The following is a 17,643-nucleotide window of genomic DNA, read 5'->3' as shown; positions in this document are numbered from 1 at the left end:
CGACGGCTACGGCTCGGCGGCAGCCCGAGCTTCAGGAATTCAGGAGGCCCGGCGCTCCGGGTCGTGGTGGATCTCCACGCCGCCGGAGTCCCCGAAGGTCAGCCGGCAGGTGTCCGCGCGGTACGTGGCCACGGAGACCGCCGCGGTACGACCCCGCGCGTGGAACCGGGTCGTGACGACCAGGACGGGTGCTCCGGGCAGGCGGTCCAGCTCCTTGGCGTCGTCCGCGCGGGCCGAGCCGAGCTCGACGGCGCGGTCCTGGCCGTCGAGGTCGAGGCGCTGCAGTTCGCGCAGCACGGCACGCGCGCGTGCCGCCCCCGCCGGCGCGTCTATCGCCGAGAGGTCGGGCACCGAGGACGCCGGGACGTAGAGCAGTTCGGCGGCCACCGGCTGGCCGTGCGTACCCCGGGAGCGGCGGATGGTGTGCACCTCGACGTCGTGGCCCGTCCCCAGGGCGTCGGCCACCGAGGCGGGCGGAACCGCCGTCGCGCAGTCCGTGGGCTGCCAGGCGTCACCGACCGCCCCCGGCCACACGTGCTGCTCGGATCCGACGGCCACGCCCACGCGCGGCGGGGCCACCGTGGTGCCCACTCCGCGGCGCCGCTGCAGACGCCCTTCCAGCTCGAGCTGTTCGAGCGCCTGGCGCAGAGTGGCCCGGGCGACCCCGAACCTGGCCGCGAGATCGCGCTCGTTCGGCAGGATCTCCCCCACCGAGAACTCGGAGTCCAGTGCCTCACTGAGCACTGTCCTGAGATGCCAGTACTTAGGCTCCGGCACCGTTTCCAGCTGCGTGGTCCCCACCCTGTCCTCCGCAATCGCCGTGGCCCGGCGGCGTTTAGCGCCCTTGTTTATTAAAGGTTCCTGCACTATCTCTGCGACCATAAAGCCGCCCTCACCCTTGGTCAAGACCAATCCTGGATCCCTTACGCATTGCATAGGCGGGTGCCGCGGAGCGTTCACGGACCGTTCGCGCCGGGCGATGTTCGTGACATGACGCCGAAAGCCCCCGTCCGCAGAACGGGGGCTTTCGGCTGGTAAGGGGCCGCTGCGACTACTGGTTGCCCAGGGACACCAGCTTCTCCGGGTTGCGCACGATGTAGACGCACTCGATCCGGCCGTCCACGACGTCGAGTTGGAAGACGCTGTCGGGCTTGTCCCCGGACAGCGCCAGTACCGCCGCGCCGCCGTTGAGCTCCAGGAGGCGGAAGGAGAGGTCGGCGGCGCCCTTCCGTGCGGCGCCGAGGAGGAAGCGGCCCACCTTGTCGGCCGTTTCGATGACCCGCAGCGGCGCCTTGGACAGACCGCCGCTGTCGCCGACCAGCCGGACGTCCGGGGCCAGCAGGGACATGAGCCCGGCCAGGTCCCCCTCCGCCGCCGCGGCGAGGAACCGTTCGGTCAGATCACGGCGTTCGGCCGGGTCGACCTCGTAGCGCGGGCGCCTTTCCCCGACGTGCTTGCGGGCCCGCCCGGCGAGCTGGCGCACCGCCGGCTCGCCTCGGTCCAGAACGGCGGCGATCTCCGCGTACGGAAAGCCGAATGCCTCCCTGAGCACGAACACCGCGCGTTCCAGGGGGGACAGGGACTCCAGGACGACGAGGACGGCGAGCGAGACGGAGTCGGCGAGCACGGCCCGCTCGGCGGTGTCCGCGACGGCGTCCCCGAAGTCGGTGACGTACGGTTCGGGGAGCCACGGGCCCACGTACGCCTCGTTGCGCGACTGCACCTGGCGCAGCCGGTCGATGGCGAGCCGGGTGGTGACGCGCACCAGGTAGCCGCGCGGTTCGCGGACCTCGCTCCGGTCCGCGCCCGACCAGCGGAGCCACGCCTCCTGGACCACGTCCTCCGCGTCGGCCACCCGCCCCAGCATGCGGTAGGCGACGCCCATGAGGACGGAACGGTGTTCTTCGAAGACCTCGGTCGCGGTGTCGGTGGTCACGGCTCCATCCCAGCCGACGCGTCCCGTCCTGTCCAGGCGGCACGTGCCTGTGCCCCGCGCGGAGCGACGGGAGGGTGATCCGTGCGCATGCGGGGGGGAGTTGACGGGCGTACGAGGGGTGGGCGCGGCGTGAGGGCGGGGCACGCGCGCGGGTGTCGCGCGGTTCCCGGCCTTCGGGGGCTACCCGCCGGTAGCAGTTGCTGACAAGCTGTCTACGACGTCGGATCCGACAGCGTGCCACCAGACGAGGAGCAGCATTATGTCCGCCACGGTCTCCTTCAACCTCCCCTCCGCGCACGGCCCGAAGACCGTGACCATGTCCTACGCGCGCGTGGGCACCGGCGAACCGCTGCTCCTGCTGCACGGCATCGGTCACCACCGGCAGGCCTGGGACCCGGTCGTCCACATCCTGGCCGCCGAGCGCGAGGTGATAGCCGTCGACCTGCCCGGATTCGGCGCGTCCCCGGCCCTGCCCGACGGGCTCACGCACGGCCTCGGCACGGTGGTCCCCGTGCTCGGCGCGCTGTGCGAGGCGCTGGAGCTCGACCGGCCGCATGTGGCGGGCAACTCGCTGGGCGGACTCCTGGCCCTCGAACTGGGCCGCGAGAAGCTCGTACGGTCCGTCACCGCGCTGTCGCCCGCCGGTTTCTGGACGACGGCCGAGCGGCGGTACGCGTTCGGAGTGCTGATGGCGATGCGGCAGGGTGCGCGACGCCTGCCGCTTCCGGCGGTCGAACGTCTCTCGCGCTCCGTGGTCGGGCGGGCCGCCCTGACCAGCACCATCTACGCCCGGCCCGGCCGCCGTTCACCCGAGGCGGTCGTCGCCGAGACCCTCGCGCTGGCCCACGCCGAGGGATTCGCCGAGACACTGCGGGCCGGTATCGACGTCCGGTTCACCGACGACGTCCCGGGACTGCCCGTCACCGTGGCCTGGGGCACCCGGGACCGGCTGCTGGTGCGCCGTCAGGGGATCCGCGCCAAGCGGATCATTCCGCGGGCCCGGCTGGTACGGCTGCCCGGCTGCGGGCACGTCCCGATGAACGACGACCCCGCGCTCGTCGCCCGCGTCATCCTGGACGGCAGCCGCTGAACACGGCGCGCCGGCGGCAGGGGCGCGTTTCCCGGCACGGATCCCCCGTGCTCCGGAGCCCAGGGCCACTCCCGTACCGACCAGCACGCTGCCGACGGCCTGCGCGGCACCGTACGTGCCCGTACCGACGAGCGGCGCCGTCCAGGCCGCCACGACGGGGATGAGGCCGGAGAAGAGCGTGGCGCGCTCCGCGCCGATGCGCTGCACGCCCATGTACCAGGCCACGAAGCCGACCACCGTGACCACCACCGCCTGCCACAGCAGCGCGGTGGCCTCGGCGGCGTCGGGCGGCCGCAGCCATCCGCGCCCGCCGGCGAGGATCCCGGCCGCCGCGGACTCGAACGCGGCGATCCCGCACACGGTGGCCGACAGGAGCCGTGGGCCCAGGGGGCGCAGCACCGGCACGGCGAGGACCGCGAACCCCACCTCGCCTGCCAGCGCGCACACGGAGCACACGATGCCCGCGCCGTCGGTACGGCCCCAGCCCTGGACCGTGCAGGCGCCGAGCGCGACGAGCGTCGCCCCGTACAGGACCCGGCGCCGCGGGCGGCGCCCCTCGGCGAGGGGGAGCAACACGGCCACGACGACCGGCGCACAGCCCACGAAGACCCCTGGGACGGCCGGTTCCGCCGTGCGTTCCGCCGCGAGCACCGCGAGGTTGAAGCCGACCATGCCCACGGCCGCGAGCAGCGCCAGCCGGCCCCACTGCCGGGGCGCGAGCCGGCGCAGCGGTGCCGTGCCGTTGCGGCCGGCCAGGGGCAGCAGCAGCGCGCAGGCGAGCCCGTAGCGCAGGAACTGGCCCCCCGCGTACGGGTAGTGGCCCAGGACGCTGTTGGCGGTGAAGGAGCCTCCGACGAGGACACAGGCGAGGGCGGCGAGCAGCGACCCCCTGGTGGTGGCGTTCATGTCGGTGACGCTACGAAGCGCCGTGGTCCGGTTTAAGGTCCACTTCCATGACGTCATCGGGGACCAGTCCCGGCGAGCCGGACGACGCCGCCGCGGGTCCCCCGGCCGCCTCCGCCGCGAGCGGCCCCGGCCCGGCGGCCCCCGCCCTGTGGAGCGCCGCCTGGGAACTGCTCCTGCCGGCCGCTTCGGCGCCGGCACGCGCGCGTGGCCGCGCGCTTCAGGCCGCGCTGCGGGAGGCGGTCCGTGCGGGCCGGCTGGCGCCGGGCACCCGACTGCCGTCCAGCCGCGAACTGGCCGTCGATCTCGGTGTGTCGCGGGGACTGGTCACCGAGACGTACGAGCAGTTGACCGCTGAGGGGTACCTGCGCAGCGACCGGGGCGCGGGGACCTGGGTCGGCGACGCCGTCCGAGCGGGCCGCCCGGCCGCCCGTGATCTCGCCCCGCGGCCGACCGGGCCCGGCGCCGACTTCCTTCCCGGGACACCGGACCTGTCCCTGTTCCCGCGCGCCGCCTGGGCCGCCACCCAGCGCGGGGTGCTCGCCGAACTGCCGCACCACGCACTGGGTTACCCGGATCCGCGTGGTCTGCCCCGGCTGCGCACCGCCGTGGCGGAACTGCTCGTGCGACGCCGCGGCGTGGTCGCGGAACCGGAGCGCGTGGTCGTGGTGTCCGGTGTCGCGCAGGCGATGACGCTGCTCGGATTCGTGCTCCGCGCGCGCGGGCTGCGCGCCGTCGGCGTCGAGGACCCCGGCAGTCCGGAGCACGACGCCCTGTACGCCTCGGCGGGGGTCGGCACCGTACCGCTGCCCCTGGACGGGGAGGGGCTGGCCATGGGACCGCTGCGCGCGTCGGGCGTACGGGCGGTGGTGACGACGCCCGCCCATCAGTTCCCTTCGGGGATCGCGTACTCCGCGCGGCGCCGCGCCGAACTCCTCGACTGGGCGCGCTCGGTGGAGGGACTGGTGATCGAGGACGACTACGACGGGGACTTCCGCTACGACCGCGCTCCGGTAGGGGCGTTGCAGGGGCTCGATCCCGAGTGTGTCGCCTACACGGGGTCGGTCAGCAAGTCGCTCGCGCCCGGTCTGCGGCTCGGCTGGCTGCTCGTACCGGCGTCACTCGCCCCGGAGGTCGTCGCGCGCAAGCGGACCATGGATCTGGGGAACCCCGTCGTCGACCAGGCGCTCCTGGCGCGTTTCGTGGAACGGGGGCACTACGACCGGCAGTTGCGCCGTTGCCGGCGCGCCTACCGGGAACGGCGGGACGCCCTCGTCGCCGCCCTCGCGGAGTACTTCCCCGGCACGGAGGTGTCCGGGATCGCGGCGGGTCTGCATGTCATCGCCGCGCTGCCCGAACGGTACGGGCCTCGGGACGACTTCCTGCTGCGGGCCGGCGCGGCCGGGGTGGCGGTGCGTCCGCTGACGGACTACGAGCGGGCCGTGAGGGCGGGCGGCGTGCGTCTGGTCCTCGGTTACGCGCACCGGTCGCCCGCGCTGATCCGTGAAGGGGTACGGCTGCTGGCGGAGGCGGTACGGGCCGAGCCGGCCGGGTGAGCGGCCGGGTGGGGAACCTACGGGGGAACGCGTGACGGGCCCGGCTCACCCACCCGCGCGGGCCCGGCTCACCCACCCGTACGGACGCGCGAGGACGCGCATGCGGCTCGGAAGGTCGCCGCCGATTCCGTTGCCTGCGGGGTCAGTTGTTCACCCGCGGTTTCCGTACCCGCTGCGGCGCACCAGTAGTTGTGGCCTTGCAACCGGCCGGATCCGTCCCTGGAGGCGCATTCATGTCACACCGTCCGCAAGGCCCCCTACCGCTCCCCGGCCGCCGCAGCGTGCTGCGCGGCACGCTGGCCGCCTCGGCCGCGCTGACGCTGCCCACCGCGCTCGGCGCGGCCCCGGCGCTGGCCCTTTCCGGGCGGCCGAAGGCCGGCTGGGGCGTCCAGGCCGGTGACGTGACCGCGGACTCCGGTCTGGTGTGGGTCCGTTCCGACCGTCCGGCCCGGATGATCGTCGAGACGTCCGCGACGGAGTCGTTCCGCAACCCGCGCAGATGGCACGGGCCCTCGCTCGGCGCGGACACGGACTTCACCGGTACGACACGGCTGCACGGGCTGCCCGCGGGCGAGCAGATCCACTACCGCGTCCTGCTCGCCGACGCCGACGACCCCCGGCGTACCGGCGAGCCGGTGACGGGCACCTTCCGCACCGCGCCCGCGAAACGGCGTCGGGACGTGCGGTTCGTCTGGTCCGGTGACCTGGCCGGACAGGGCTGGGGCATCAACGAGGCGATCGGCGGCTACCGGATCTTCGACGCCATGGCGAAGGTCGACCCGGACTTCTTCCTGGGCAGCGGCGACAACATCTACGCCGACGGCCCGATCGCGGCCACCGCGGCGCTTCCGGACGGTAGCGTCTACCGGAGCCTCACCACCGAGGAGAAGTCGCACGTCGCGGTCACCCTGGCCGACTACCGGGGCAACTTCCGCTACAACCTGCTGGATCCGGCGCTGCGCCGCTTCAACGCCCAGGTGCCGAACGTCATCCAGTGGGACGACCACGAGGTCCGCAACAACTGGTACCCCGGAGAGGTCATCGGGACCGGCACGCCCTACCCGCCCGGTACGGCACTCGACGACCTGGCGGTCCGCTCCCGGCGCGCCTTCTCCGAAGTACTTCCCGATCTCGACGATCAGCGGGCGCCCGGACGGCAGGATCTACCGGACCGTCCACCACGGCCCGCTGCTGGACGTGTTCGTGCTGGACATGCGTACCTACCGGAACGCCAACTCGGCAGACGACCAGACCACGGACCCGCAGGGCATCCTCGGACGTGCGCAATTGGAGTGGCTCAAGCGCGAACTGGCCGCCTCGCGCGCGGTGTGGAAGGTCATCGCCAACGACATGCCGCTCGGGCTGGTCGTGCCCGACCCGGGTGAGGGCAAGCCGAACTTCGAGGCCGTCGCCCAGGGCGACCCGGGCGCTCCGCTCGGCCGCGAACTGCAGATCGCGGAACTGCTGCGGTTCGTCAAGCACCGGAGGATCACCGGCACGGTGTGGCTGACGGCCGACGTGCACCACACCTCGGCACAGCACTACCACCCGTCGCGAGCCGCGTTCAAGGACTTCGAGCCCTTCTGGGAGTTCGTCTCCGGACCGCTCAACGCGGGTGCGTTCCCGGCGAGCGCCCTCGACGGCACCTTCGGACCGGACCGGGTCTTCGTCAAGGCGCCCACGGCCTCCAACGTCTCGCCGGCCGAGGGCTACCAGTTCTTCGGCGAGGTCGACATCGACGGCGACAGCGGGGAGTTGACGGTGCGTCTGCGGGAACAGGACGGCGGCGTGCTGTTCACCCGGGTGCTCCAGCCGGGACGTGTGGGTCAGTAGCTCCACGGCCTCCCCCGACTCCCGTACCCTCGACCTGTCGGGTCGCGCACCGGAGTCATCCCCCGGTGCGCGCCCGCGTGGCCGCACTCGCCGGCGCGTGCTTCGCCGGACGCCCACGCGGTCCGGGAGGCGTGGTGATCCCGTCTCATCCCGCGCGGACGGCTGACCGACGTGGCTCGTCCGAAGTGGTGACACGGGCTCGTCGGCTCCGGGCCGCACCGGCGCCGCGGGAGGGCGCCTGACCAGGCGCGAAACTCAGGTGCTCCGAAGGAGGCAAAACAACCGCAAAAAGAACTACAAAAGGGATAGAAGGACACTTTACCGATCAGTCACAGACCGTTCGTGATCACGCAACACCACTCCTTCACAGTGGCTCCATGACTCCAGACATGTCTGATGTGACCCGTGCGAGGCACGGTCGTCCCGTTCACCACTGGCGGCGGGACCTCGTGGAGCTCGCCGCACTGTTCACAGCCGTCGCGGTCGCGGACGCCGTCGCCAACCTGATCGGGCACGGCCCGGACGGGGCGGCCCTGCTGGTGATCTCGGCCGCCGCCCTGGTCGCCACGGCCGGATTCCACACCTGGTGGGCACGCCGCCACGGTCACGCTCCCCCGCCGGGCGATACCGGTGCCCGGACGCTCGCCGACGGGCGGCGGTCCGGGCGGCCCGAGGAGACCGGGAGGACCGGGGGAGCCGAGCAGTCCGGGACGACCCCGGAGACCGCCCCCGGGGCGACGGTGCTGTGGCGGATGCGGACGACGGTCAAGGACGAGCCCGGTTCGCTGGCCGCGCTGTGCACGGCGCTGGCGCACCTGCGGGTCGACATCCTCAGCCTGCAGACACACCCGCTCGCGGAGGGAACGGTGGACGAGTTCCTGCTCCGCGCGCCCGCGGGACTGGCCGCGCCCGAGATCACCCGCGCGCTCTCGCTGGCGGGCGGCTCCGGCACCTGGATCGAGCGCGCCGACGCCCACGACCTGGTGGACGCGCCCACCCGCGTCCTCGGCCTGGCCACGCGAACGGCCCTTGACGCGGCGGAACTTCCGCTGGCCCTCCGGCAGTTGCTCGGTCGGTGCACCATTCGTTCACTGCCCGCCAGGTCTCCTGGATCGGGCCGGGCGGAAGAGGGCGCGCCGGTCGAGGGAGCGCTGGAAGACACGGAGATGCGGTTGCGCGCACCGGAGGGTGGAGTGATCACGGTGGAGCGGCCGTACCTGCCGTTCACGCCGACCGAGTTCGCGCGGGCGCGGGCCCTGGTCGAACTGGACGCGCGCCTGGGTCCGCGCATCCCCCGGGGCCAGGACATGCTGACGCTGCCGGAGGGCAACGAGATCACCGTCCGCCGCGTCGACGTGTCCGACCTGGCGGCCGCGAAGGCGATGCACGAGCGCTGCTCGTCGCGCACGCTGAACATGCGGTACCACGGGCCGGTCGGGGACGCGGACCGCTATCTGAACCACCTGCTCAGCCCGCGCTTCGGCCGCACTCTCGCCGTCCGGACACCGTCGGGGCGCATGGTCGGGCTCGGCCACCTCCTCTGGGACGGTGACGAGACCGAGATCGCGCTGCTCGTCGAGGACGACTGGCAGCGGCGCGGTATCGGTGGCGAACTGCTCGGCCGTCTGGTGGCGATGGCGGTCGAGGCGGGGTGCGACAGTGTGTACGCCGTCACGCAGTCCTCCAACACCGGGATGGTCGCCGCGATGCGCGGCCTGGACCTCCCTCTCGACTACCAGATCGAGGAGGGCACCCTCGTGATCACGGCACGCCTGGGCACGACACCGGCGGCGTCCCCGCTCCCGTACGCCCAAGGGCAGGAGCAGGGTCGGCACGCGTCGCCGCGCGGTGAGCGGGTCACGCGGGACTGAGGCCGCGACAGGTCACGCACGCGTCACCGGTTCACGTTCCGTCTGCGTCCCGGGAGGCCCTGGGCACCTCGCCCGGGGCCTCCCCCGGTCAGCCGGTGGCCGAACCCGCGTGTGCCTCCCGCGGGTTCCGGCCCTCTCCCTCCGCCACGCGTGCGTCGGTCGCGCGTCCCAGGGCGCCGTCCAGGTCGGCCCACAGGTCCTCGACGTCCTCCAGTCCCACCGACAGGCGCAGCAGACGGTCGCTCACGCCCGCACCGCGACGGTCGCCCTCGGCGACGATGCGGTGGCTGATGGACGCCGGATGCTGGATCAGGCTGTCGACGCTGCCGAGACTGACCGCGGGGGTGATCAGACGGACTCCGGCGATGACCTCGTGCGGGTCCCCGTGCACCTCGAAGGCGATCATGGCGCCGCCGATCCGCGGGTAGTGGACGCGGGTGACGCGCGGGTCGGCGGCGAGCCGGCCGGCGAGTTCCGCGGCGCTCGCGGACGCGGCCGTCACCCTTACCGGCAGGGTCGCCAGCCCCCGCAGCAGCAGATATCCGGCCAGCGGGTGCAGGACGCCACCGGTGGCGAACCGCACCTGGCGCAGCCGCCCGGCGAACTCCTCGTCGCAGGCGACCACTCCGGCCATGACGTCCCCGTGCCCGCCCAGGTACTTGGTGGCGCTGTGCAGGACCAGGCGCGCTCCCTGCTCCGCGGGGCGTTGCAGCACCGGCGTGGCGAAGGTGTTGTCGGCGAGCAGCGGTACGGAGCCGCAGGCGTGTGCGACGGCGCGCAGGTCGACCTCGGCGAGCGTCGGGTTGGCCGGGGACTCGACCATGACCAGTCCGGTGTCGGGGCGCAGGGCGTCCTCGATGCCCGCCGGGTCGACCCAGGTCACCTCGGAGCCGAGCAGCCCCGCCGTGAGCAGGTGGTCGCTGCATCCGTACAGGGGCCGCACGGCGACGACGTGACGCAGGCCCATCGCGTTGCGCACGAGCAGGACCGCGCTCAGCGCGGCCATACCGCTGGCGAACGCGACCGCGCTCTCGGTCCCCTCGAGCCGGGCGAGGGCGGTCTCGAAGCGCGCGACGGTCGGATTGCCGAGGCGCCCGTAGACGGGCGGGCCCTCCGGTTCGGCGCCGTCGGCCGCGAACGCGTCGATGCGGGCGGCTTCGCCCCGGCTGTCGTACGAGGGATAGGTGGTCGACAGGTCGATCGGTGCGGCGTGCAGCCCGCTGCGGGCGAGATCCTCCCGCCCCGCGTGCACGGCCTCGGTGGCGAGGGCGCGGGTACGGGATTCGCCCCGCGGGTCGGCGATCCCGGTGCCGACGGCGCCGGTGAGACCGGTGGGACCGGTACCGCCGACACCGGCAGTACCCGGTGTACGGGCGGTACCCGGTGTACCGGCAGTACCAGATGTCCTGGCCGTGGCAGGTGTACCGGCAGCACCAGGTGTACCGGCAGTACCGGCGTCCGGCCCGTAGCCGTCCGGGGTCGTCCCGCCGCGCCCGCTGCCGCTGCCGCTGCCGCTGCCGGAACCGATACCGGTGTCGCGTGTGCCGCGTATGTCCGCGTGCATGTCATCTCCGCCGAAGTCCATGCACAGCAGCCTGAACACCGGCCGGGGTCATGGCACCAGAACCCGTGTTACGTTCGGGCCATGGCCGATTCCGTCGTACTCGATCCGGTGGATCTTCATCTGCTGCGTCTGCTGCAGAACGACGCCCGGACGACGTACCGCGATCTCGCCGCGCAGGTCGGAGTCGCGCCCTCGACCTGCCTGGACCGGGTGACACGGCTGCGCCGCGCGGGAGTCATCCTCGGCCATCAACTGCGGCTCGATCCGGCGAAGCTCGGACGGGGCCTGGAGGCGCTGCTGTCCGTGCAGGTCAGGCCGCACCGCAGGGAACTGGTGGGGCCGTTCGTGGACCGGATCAGGGCACTGCCGGAGTCCCGGACGGTCTTCCATCTCACCGGCCCCGACGACTACCTCGTGCTGGTCGCGGTCGCGGACATGACCGACCTGCAGCGGCTGGTTCTCGACGAGTTCACCTCGCAGCGTGAAGTGGCCCGCGTGGAGACCCGGTTGATCTTCCAGCAGTGGGACTGCGGTCCTCTTCTGCCCCCAGCCGCGCCGGGCGCGACGCCCACAGCGAAATCGGGCTGATGCGGACCAAAAGCACGCGATGACGGGCTGACGCGGCCCCTGTTCCCGTATGAGGATGTCGGCATGTCAGAGACGAAGAACCCGCTGCCCCGCGAGGTCGCCGACGCGTACGTCGACGACCTCATCGCCCTCGACCCGGTCCTCGGTACGTACCTCGGTGTGAAGGAGAGTGCCGGCCGGCTCCCGGACACCTCGCCCGCGGGACAGCGGGCCCTCGCGGACCTGGCGCGGGCGACCCTCGACCGCCTCGACGAGGCGGAGCGGCGGCCGGGCGCCGACAGCGACACCGAGCGCCGTTGCGCACGGCTGCTGCGCGAGCGGCTGACCGCCGAACTGGCCGTCCACGAAGCCGAGGAGGGACTGCGGGCCGTCGGCAACATGCACACCGCCGCGCACGCCGTCCGGCAGGTCTTCAGCATCGCGCCGACCGGGACGGACGAGGACTGGGCCGCGATCGCCGAGCGGCTGCGCGCCGTGCCGGCCGCGCTGGCGGGGTACCGCGAGTCCCTCGCCCTCGGCCTGGAACGCAAGCTCTACGCGGGTCCACGCCCCACCGCGACCTTCGTCGACCAGCTCACCGAGTGGTCCGCCCCGGACGAGCACGGCCGTGCCTGGTTCGAGGACTTCGTGACCGCGGGCCCCGACTCACTGCGCGACGAACTGGACACCGCCGCGCGGACGGCCACCCGGGCCCTGGTGGACCTGCGCGACTGGATGCGCGACGTGTACGCGCCCACCATCCAGGGCGCGCCGAACACGGTGGGCCGGGAGCGGTACGCGCGCTGGGCACGTTACTTCAACGGTACGGACCTCGATCTCGACGAGGCGTACGCGTACGGCTGGGCCGAGTACCACCGGCTGCTCGCCGAGATGAGGACCGAGGCCGAGAAGATCCTGCCCGGTGCCGGGACGCCCTGGGTGGCCCTCGCGTACCTGGACGAGCACGGCAGGCACATCGAGGGCGTCGACGAGGTCCAGACATGGCTGCAGGGTCTGATGGACCAGGCGATCGACGCCCTGGACGGCACCCACTTCGAACTCGCCGAGCCGGTACGGCGGGTGGAGTCGCGGATCGCGCCGCCGGGCGGTGCCGCGGCTCCCTACTACACCGCGCCGTCGTCGGACTTCTCCCGGCCCGGCCAGACCTGGCTGCCCACGATGGGGCAGACCAGGTTCCCCGTGTACGACCTCGTCTCGACCTGGTACCACGAGGGCGTACCCGGCCATCACCTCCAGCTCGCGCAGTGGGTGCACGTCGTCGAGGACCTCTCCCGCTACCAGGCGACCGTGGGCCTCGTGAGCGCCAACTGCGAGGGCTGGGCGCTGTACGCGGAGCGGCTGATGGACGAGCTGGGCTTCCTCGCGGACGCCGAGCAGCGACTCGGCTACCTGGACGCGCAGATGATGCGGGCCGCCCGGGTGATCGTCGACATCGGTATGCACCTCGAGCTGGAGATCCCGGCGGACTCGCCCTTCCACGCCGGCGAGCGCTGGACGCCCGAACTGGCGGAGGAGTTCTTCGGCGCGCACAGCAGCCGGCCCGCGGACTTCGTCGAGAGCGAGCTGACCCGCTATCTCTCGATCCCCGGTCAGGCCATCGGCTACAAGCTCGGTGAGCGGGCGTGGCTGCAGGGCCGCGCGAACGCGCAGCGGCGTCACGGGGACGACTTCGACGCGAAGGCGTGGCACATGGCGGCCCTGTCGCAGGGTTCCCTGGGCCTGGACGACCTGGTGGACGAGTTGTCCCGGCTCTGACCGCCCCCGACGGCAGCCGGGCACGGACGCACGGCGGCCCGGTCCCCACGGCCGGGTCCCGCCGCCGGGGCCCGGCCGCCGTCGGCGGTCTCCCTTCGGTCCGGCTGATCCGACCCCGGTTCAGCAGCCGCAGTCCTCCGCGTCCACGGGCGCGGTCAACGGGTCCGGCCCGCGCCGCTCCCGCCCCTCCCAGGTCTCGAACTCGAAGCCCTCACGCACCCAGTACTCGAAGCCGCCGAGCATCTCCTTCACCTGGAAGCCGAGTTCGGCGAGGGCGAGGGCGGCGCGGGTCGCGCCGTTGCAGCCGGGTCCCCAGCAGTAGGTGACCACCGGCACCGATCTGTCGAGGAACCGCTCGGCCTGTTCGGCGACGAGCGCGGTCGGCAGATGGATCGCACCCGGCACATGCCCCTGGTCCCACGACTGGGTGGAACGGGAGTCGACGACGACGAATCCGGGGTCCCCGCCGGCGGCGAGCGCGGAGGCGACGTCGGACACGTCGGCGTGGAAGGCGAGGCTCGCGCCGAAGTGGGCGACGGCCGCGGCCGGAGAGGCCGGGGCGACACGCAGTACGGCGTTCGTCACGGCCGGCGGGTCACTCGTCATGGATGCCACGGGTGTCGTGGGCGTCACGGGCGTCATGGGCGTCACGGGCGTCACGGGCGTCATGGGCGTCATGGCCGAAAATCTACGGGCGGTGATCCCGCTCCTGAAGCGGCGATCCACGGCAACCCTCTTGATCCGCCGGGGATCTCCCTGCTATTCCTCGCTCATGACCACGTATTCCCCGGACACCACCGACTGGCGCATCCTCGACGTCCTCCAGCGTGAGGGGAGGGTCAGTTTCGCCGAGCTGGCCCGTGCCGTCTCGATGTCCGCGAGCGCGGTCACCGAGCGGGTGCGGCGGCTGGAGGAGGCCGGCGTCATCCAGGGGTACGCGGCCGTCGTGGCGCCGGAGAACATCGGCCTGCCGATCCTCGCCTTCGTCCGGCTGCGCTACCCGAACGGCAACTACAAGCCGTTCCATGATCTCGTCGACTCGACGCCCCAGATCCTCGAGGCCCACCACGTCACCGGCGACGACTGCTTCGTGATCAAGGTCGCGGCCCGCTCGATGAGTCACCTCGAGGAGCTCTCGGGCAGGATCGGCACGCTGGGCTCCGTGACGACGAGCGTCGTCTACTCCTCGCCGTTGCCCCGGCGCCCTCTGGGGCACTGACCCGGCGTCTCAGTCCTGGGCGCCCCGCTGCCGTACCACCGATCCCGTTCTCCCCTTCACGACCTCCAGCTGGGCGTGGATACGGCGCCGCAGGTCGGCGACATGACTGACGATGCCGACGCTGCGGTCACGCTCCCGCAGCGAGTCGAGCACGTCGAGGACCTCGTCGAGGGTCTGGTCGTCGAGGCTGCCGAAGCCCTCGTCGATGAAGAGCGTGTCGAGCCGCACCCCGCCGGCCTCGTCCGTGACGACGTCCGCGAGGCCGAGGGCCAGCGCCAGCGAGGCGAAGAACGTCTCGCCCCCGGAGAGCGTCGCCGTGTCCCGCTCCCGGCCGGTCCAGGCGTCCACGACGTGCAGTCCGAGCCCGCTACGGCCGCGGCCCGCTCGGTCGTCGGAGTGGACGAGGGTGTAGCGCCCGGAGGACATGCGCTCCAGCCGTACCGTCGCGGCAGCGGCGACCTGTTCCAGGCGGGCGGCGAGGACGTACGACTCCAGGCGCATCCTGCGTTCGTTCTCCGCCGAGGTGCCCGCCGCCAGCCCCGCCATGCGTGCCACCCGGTCGTACTCCTCGCGCAGCGGTCCCAGGCGGCGTACGAACGTGGTCGCGCGCGCGGAGAGCCGGTCCAGTTCGGCGCAGCGCCGGGCGGCCGCGTCCTGGGCCGAGGAGGCGTCCCGCAGCCGCCGGGCGCCGGACTCGGCGGACTGTTCGGCCGCCCGCAGGTCGACGGCCGGCCGCTGGGCCGCGGCGGTCGTGTCCGCCTCGGCGAGTACGGCGCGGACCGCGGCCTCCTCCGACTGCCAGGCGTCGAGGCGGCGTTGCAGCTCACGGTGGGCCGCGTTGTCGAGCAGCGCCGCGGCCGCGGCCTGCGGTGTGGAGAACCCGGCGCGGAAGGCCGCGTCGGCCAGTCGCGCGTCGGCGTCCTTGAGCCGCTGTGCGGCGTCCTCGGCCACCCGTACGGCCTCCGCTGCCTCGGTGAGCAGGGCGGCCCGTCGCTCCAGTTGCGCGGCGCGCGCGGCGACACTCTCGGCGGCGCCCCGGGCCTGCGTCAACTCCTCCTCCAGCGAGGCCCTTTCACGGTCGAGGGTGTCACGGTGGGAAACCCGGGCCGCGGCCCGCAGTTCGGCCTTCTGCCGGGCGGCGACCCGTCGTCCGTGTTCGAGTTCGGCCTGGGCGAGACGCTCTCGGGCGGCGTGCAGCCCGGAAGCGGCGGCGCGGGCCTCGCCGTGCTCCCGCTCCAGTTCCGCTTCCTGCTCGGCGAGTCGGTCGGTCGGTGTGTCGCCCGCCTCGGCGGAGGCCGCGGCCAGCGCCTCGCGTACGACACCGAGGCGGCGCTCGTCCTCGGTCGCCTCCTCGTCGGCGCGCTGGTGGACGGCGAGGGCGCGCTCCTCCGTCTCCCGGTCGACGTGTCCGGCGATCTTCCTGGCGGGCGCCGGGTGTTCGGTGGCGCCGCAGACGGCGCAGGGATCTCCGTCGACGAGTCCGGCGGCGAGTTCCGCGGCGATGCCGTTGAGCCGCTGTTCCTTCAGGTCGAGCCAGCGAGCGCGTGTGTCCGTCGCGTGCGCGCGGGAGGCGAGGGCGCGCTCGTGGGCGTCGTCCGTGTCCCGGGCGAACTGGTCGCGCTCGCGGGCGGCCCGCAGCCGGACCCGCGCGGGGTCGCGCCGCACGGCCAGCTGCTCGGCGCGGGTGGCGGCCTCCTGCGCGCGCTCGATGCGCTCCTGGAGTCCGGCGCGGGTGGTCTCCCAGGTGGCGAGCCAGCTCTCGGCGTCCTGCAGGACGTCCTCGTCGGCGCGCTCCTGGCGGTCCAGGCCGGCGCGCTCCTGGGTGAGTTCACCGAGCCGGCGCTCGGCCCGGCGGGCCGAGGCCAGACCGCCCAGTTCCTCGGCCGCCCTGCGCGCGTCCGCCGCGAGCCCGGGTGCGCCGGCGTCGGCGAAGGACGCCGGGAGAGCGGCACGCGCGTGCGCCTCGGCCATGACGGCACGCCGGTGCTCGGCCTCGCCGGTGTCGCGCAGGTCGAGTGCGGGTGCCACCGTCTCGGCCTTGCGGCCCCGCTCCATGCGTGTCAGTGCCTCGCGGTGGGAGTCCGAGCGCTCCTCCAGCCGCGCGGCACGCTCCCGCGCCTCGGTGAACCTGCGCTGCAGCCGGGCCACTTCCCGCACGCCGTCGAGTTCGCGGTCGGCGGCGGCCTGCGCCGACTCGGCGGCCGAGACCGCGCTGTGCGCGACGGTCAGCCTCTCGCGGGCCGTGCCGCGGGCGACGGCGGCCCAGGCGAGGACGGCCTCGGCGAGGCCCGGGTCGCCGGGCGCGAGGTCGGGCAGCGGCACCTCGGCGATGTCCCCGGCGGCCTGCTGCATGCGGTGGGCGTCGGCGAGCAGCGCGGCGTCCCCGTCGCGCACCTCGGCCTCGGCTCCGCGCCGGCGTTCGGTGAGGCGCTTCTCGACCTCGGCGAAGCGGTGGGTGTCGAAGAGGCGGCCGAGGAGCTTGCCGCGGGCCTCGGCGTCGGCCCGCAGGAAGCGGGCAAAGTCGCCCTGGGGCAGCAGTACGACCTGACAGAACTGTTCACGGCTCATGCCGAGCAGCTGGGTGATCTCCTCGCCGATCTCCTGGTGGGAGCGGCTGAGGTCCTTCCAGGAGGCCGCCGGGCCCTCGTACTCGCGCAGCCAGCTCTGGGCCTTCTCGGTGGTCGTGCCCGTGCCGCGTTTCTTCGGACGGGCCCAGGGCGGCTGCCGGGTGATCTCCAGTCGGCGTCCGGCGACGGTGAGTTCGAGGCGGATCTCGGTGCGGGTGGCGGGGGCCGCGTGGTCGCTGCGCAGGGTGAGTCCCTGGCCGCTCTGGCGGGCGCCCGGGACCGCTCCGTACAGCGCGTAGCAGACGGCGTCGAGGACGGACGTCTTGCCCGCGCCCGTCGGTCCGTGCAGCAGGAAGAGTCCGGCGGCCGACAGTTCGTCGAAGTCGACCTTCTGGGTGGTCCCGAAGGGCCCGAAGGCGGTGATGTCCAGACGGTGCAGCCTCATCGGCCCCCCTCGTGGTCGTCGAAGCGGTCCGCGTCGCGGCAGTCCACGTCGCGGCAGTTCCCCTCAGGACGGTTCCCGTCGAAACGGCCCCCGCCGAAGCCTCCCCGGTCGGTGCGCACGGTGCTGGGACGGGCGGTACTGGTGGGGCGAGCGGTGGTGAGACGGGCGTCGGAGGGACGGGCGGTGGTGAGACGGGCGTCGGAGGGACGGGCGGTGGTGAGACGGGCGGTGGTGAGACGGGCGGTGGTGAGACGGGCGGTGGTGAGACGGGCGGTGGTGAGACGGGCGGTGGTGAGACGGGCGGTGGTGAGACGGG

Annotated in this window: 12 protein-coding genes and 2 pseudogenes; 7 read left to right on the top strand and 7 right to left on the bottom strand. The window is 73.3% G+C overall.

The window, feature by feature from the left end:
- Positions 1–39 precede the first annotated feature (39 nt).
- Together ACFVTC_RS00505 and ACFVTC_RS00500 are read right to left on the bottom strand one after the other, a co-directional pair.
- Complete coding sequence (locus ACFVTC_RS00505; RefSeq protein ID WP_390122425.1) at positions 40–801, bottom strand: GntR family transcriptional regulator; 762 nt, start codon at positions 799–801, stop codon at positions 40–42.
- 250 nt (positions 802–1,051) lie between these two features.
- Entirely contained in the window at positions 1,052–1,936 is an 885-nt protein-coding gene (locus tag ACFVTC_RS00500) for an RNA polymerase sigma-70 factor (RefSeq protein ID WP_390122423.1), read from the bottom strand.
- Between the two features lie 259 nt (positions 1,937–2,195).
- Between ACFVTC_RS00500 and ACFVTC_RS00495 the strand changes: the two genes are divergently transcribed.
- Positions 2,196–3,026: an alpha/beta fold hydrolase gene (locus ACFVTC_RS00495; protein WP_390122421.1), complete on the top strand. Its 831-nt coding sequence runs from the start codon at positions 2,196–2,198 to the stop codon at positions 3,024–3,026.
- Between the two features lie 120 nt (positions 3,027–3,146).
- Here the strand turns inward: ACFVTC_RS00495 and ACFVTC_RS00490 are convergent.
- A pseudogene (locus ACFVTC_RS00490) lies at positions 3,147–3,932 on the bottom strand (DMT family transporter); the annotation flags it as partial.
- Between the two features lie 47 nt (positions 3,933–3,979).
- On the opposite strand from ACFVTC_RS00490, the gene ACFVTC_RS00485 reads away from it, so the two are divergent.
- From ACFVTC_RS00485 to ACFVTC_RS00475, 3 genes and pseudogenes are all read left to right on the top strand, one after another.
- Positions 3,980–5,485, top strand: a complete 1,506-nt coding sequence (locus ACFVTC_RS00485) for a PLP-dependent aminotransferase family protein (protein WP_390122419.1) — start codon at positions 3,980–3,982, stop codon at positions 5,483–5,485.
- 233 nt (positions 5,486–5,718) lie between these two features.
- Positions 5,719–7,318 (top strand): annotated as a pseudogene (locus ACFVTC_RS00480) (alkaline phosphatase D family protein).
- A 389-nt stretch (positions 7,319–7,707) separates the two neighbouring features.
- A complete protein-coding gene (locus tag ACFVTC_RS00475; RefSeq protein WP_390122418.1) occupies positions 7,708–9,189 on the top strand; it encodes a GNAT family N-acetyltransferase in 1,482 nt (493 codons plus the stop codon).
- Between the two features lie 88 nt (positions 9,190–9,277).
- Here ACFVTC_RS00475 and ACFVTC_RS00470 read toward each other — a convergent pair whose 3' ends face one another.
- Complete coding sequence (locus ACFVTC_RS00470; protein ID WP_390122416.1) at positions 9,278–10,753, bottom strand: trans-sulfuration enzyme family protein; 1,476 nt, start codon at positions 10,751–10,753, stop codon at positions 9,278–9,280.
- Between the two features lie 81 nt (positions 10,754–10,834).
- Here ACFVTC_RS00470 and ACFVTC_RS00465 point away from each other — a divergent pair, with 81 nt between their 5' ends.
- Together ACFVTC_RS00465 and ACFVTC_RS00460 are read left to right on the top strand one after the other, a co-directional pair.
- On the top strand, positions 10,835–11,341 hold the full coding sequence (locus tag ACFVTC_RS00465) for an Lrp/AsnC family transcriptional regulator (RefSeq protein WP_390122414.1): 507 nt from the start codon (positions 10,835–10,837) through the stop codon (positions 11,339–11,341).
- Positions 11,342–11,404: 63 nt separating this feature from the next.
- Positions 11,405–13,096 (top strand): DUF885 domain-containing protein, encoded by a 1,692-nt coding sequence (locus ACFVTC_RS00460; RefSeq protein ID WP_390122412.1) that lies wholly within the window; start codon positions 11,405–11,407, stop codon positions 13,094–13,096.
- A 120-nt stretch (positions 13,097–13,216) separates the two neighbouring features.
- On the opposite strand, the gene ACFVTC_RS00455 is transcribed toward ACFVTC_RS00460, so the two are convergent.
- Positions 13,217–13,738 (bottom strand): rhodanese-like domain-containing protein, encoded by a 522-nt coding sequence (locus ACFVTC_RS00455; protein ID WP_390123712.1) that lies wholly within the window; start codon positions 13,736–13,738, stop codon positions 13,217–13,219.
- Between the two features lie 130 nt (positions 13,739–13,868).
- Here ACFVTC_RS00455 and ACFVTC_RS00450 point away from each other — a divergent pair, with 130 nt between their 5' ends.
- Entirely contained in the window at positions 13,869–14,315 is a 447-nt protein-coding gene (locus ACFVTC_RS00450) for an Lrp/AsnC family transcriptional regulator (RefSeq protein ID WP_390122410.1), read from the top strand.
- Between the two features lie 9 nt (positions 14,316–14,324).
- On the opposite strand, the gene ACFVTC_RS00445 is transcribed toward ACFVTC_RS00450, so the two are convergent.
- Together ACFVTC_RS00445 and ACFVTC_RS00440 are read right to left on the bottom strand one after the other, a co-directional pair.
- Positions 14,325–17,327, bottom strand: coding sequence for an AAA family ATPase (locus ACFVTC_RS00445; RefSeq protein ID WP_390122408.1), 3,003 nt, complete (start codon positions 17,325–17,327; stop codon positions 14,325–14,327).
- A partial coding sequence (locus ACFVTC_RS00440) for a hypothetical protein (RefSeq protein WP_390122406.1) occupies positions 17,324–17,643 on the bottom strand: 320 nt, incomplete at its 5' end. The genes ACFVTC_RS00440 and ACFVTC_RS00445, both read right to left, overlap by 4 nt.

It is taken from the genome of Streptomyces sp. NPDC057950, from assembly GCF_042887295.1.
Lineage (GTDB): Bacteria > Actinomycetota > Actinomycetes > Streptomycetales > Streptomycetaceae > Streptomyces > Streptomyces kaempferi.
This window is presented reverse-complemented; position numbering and strand designations above follow the sequence as displayed.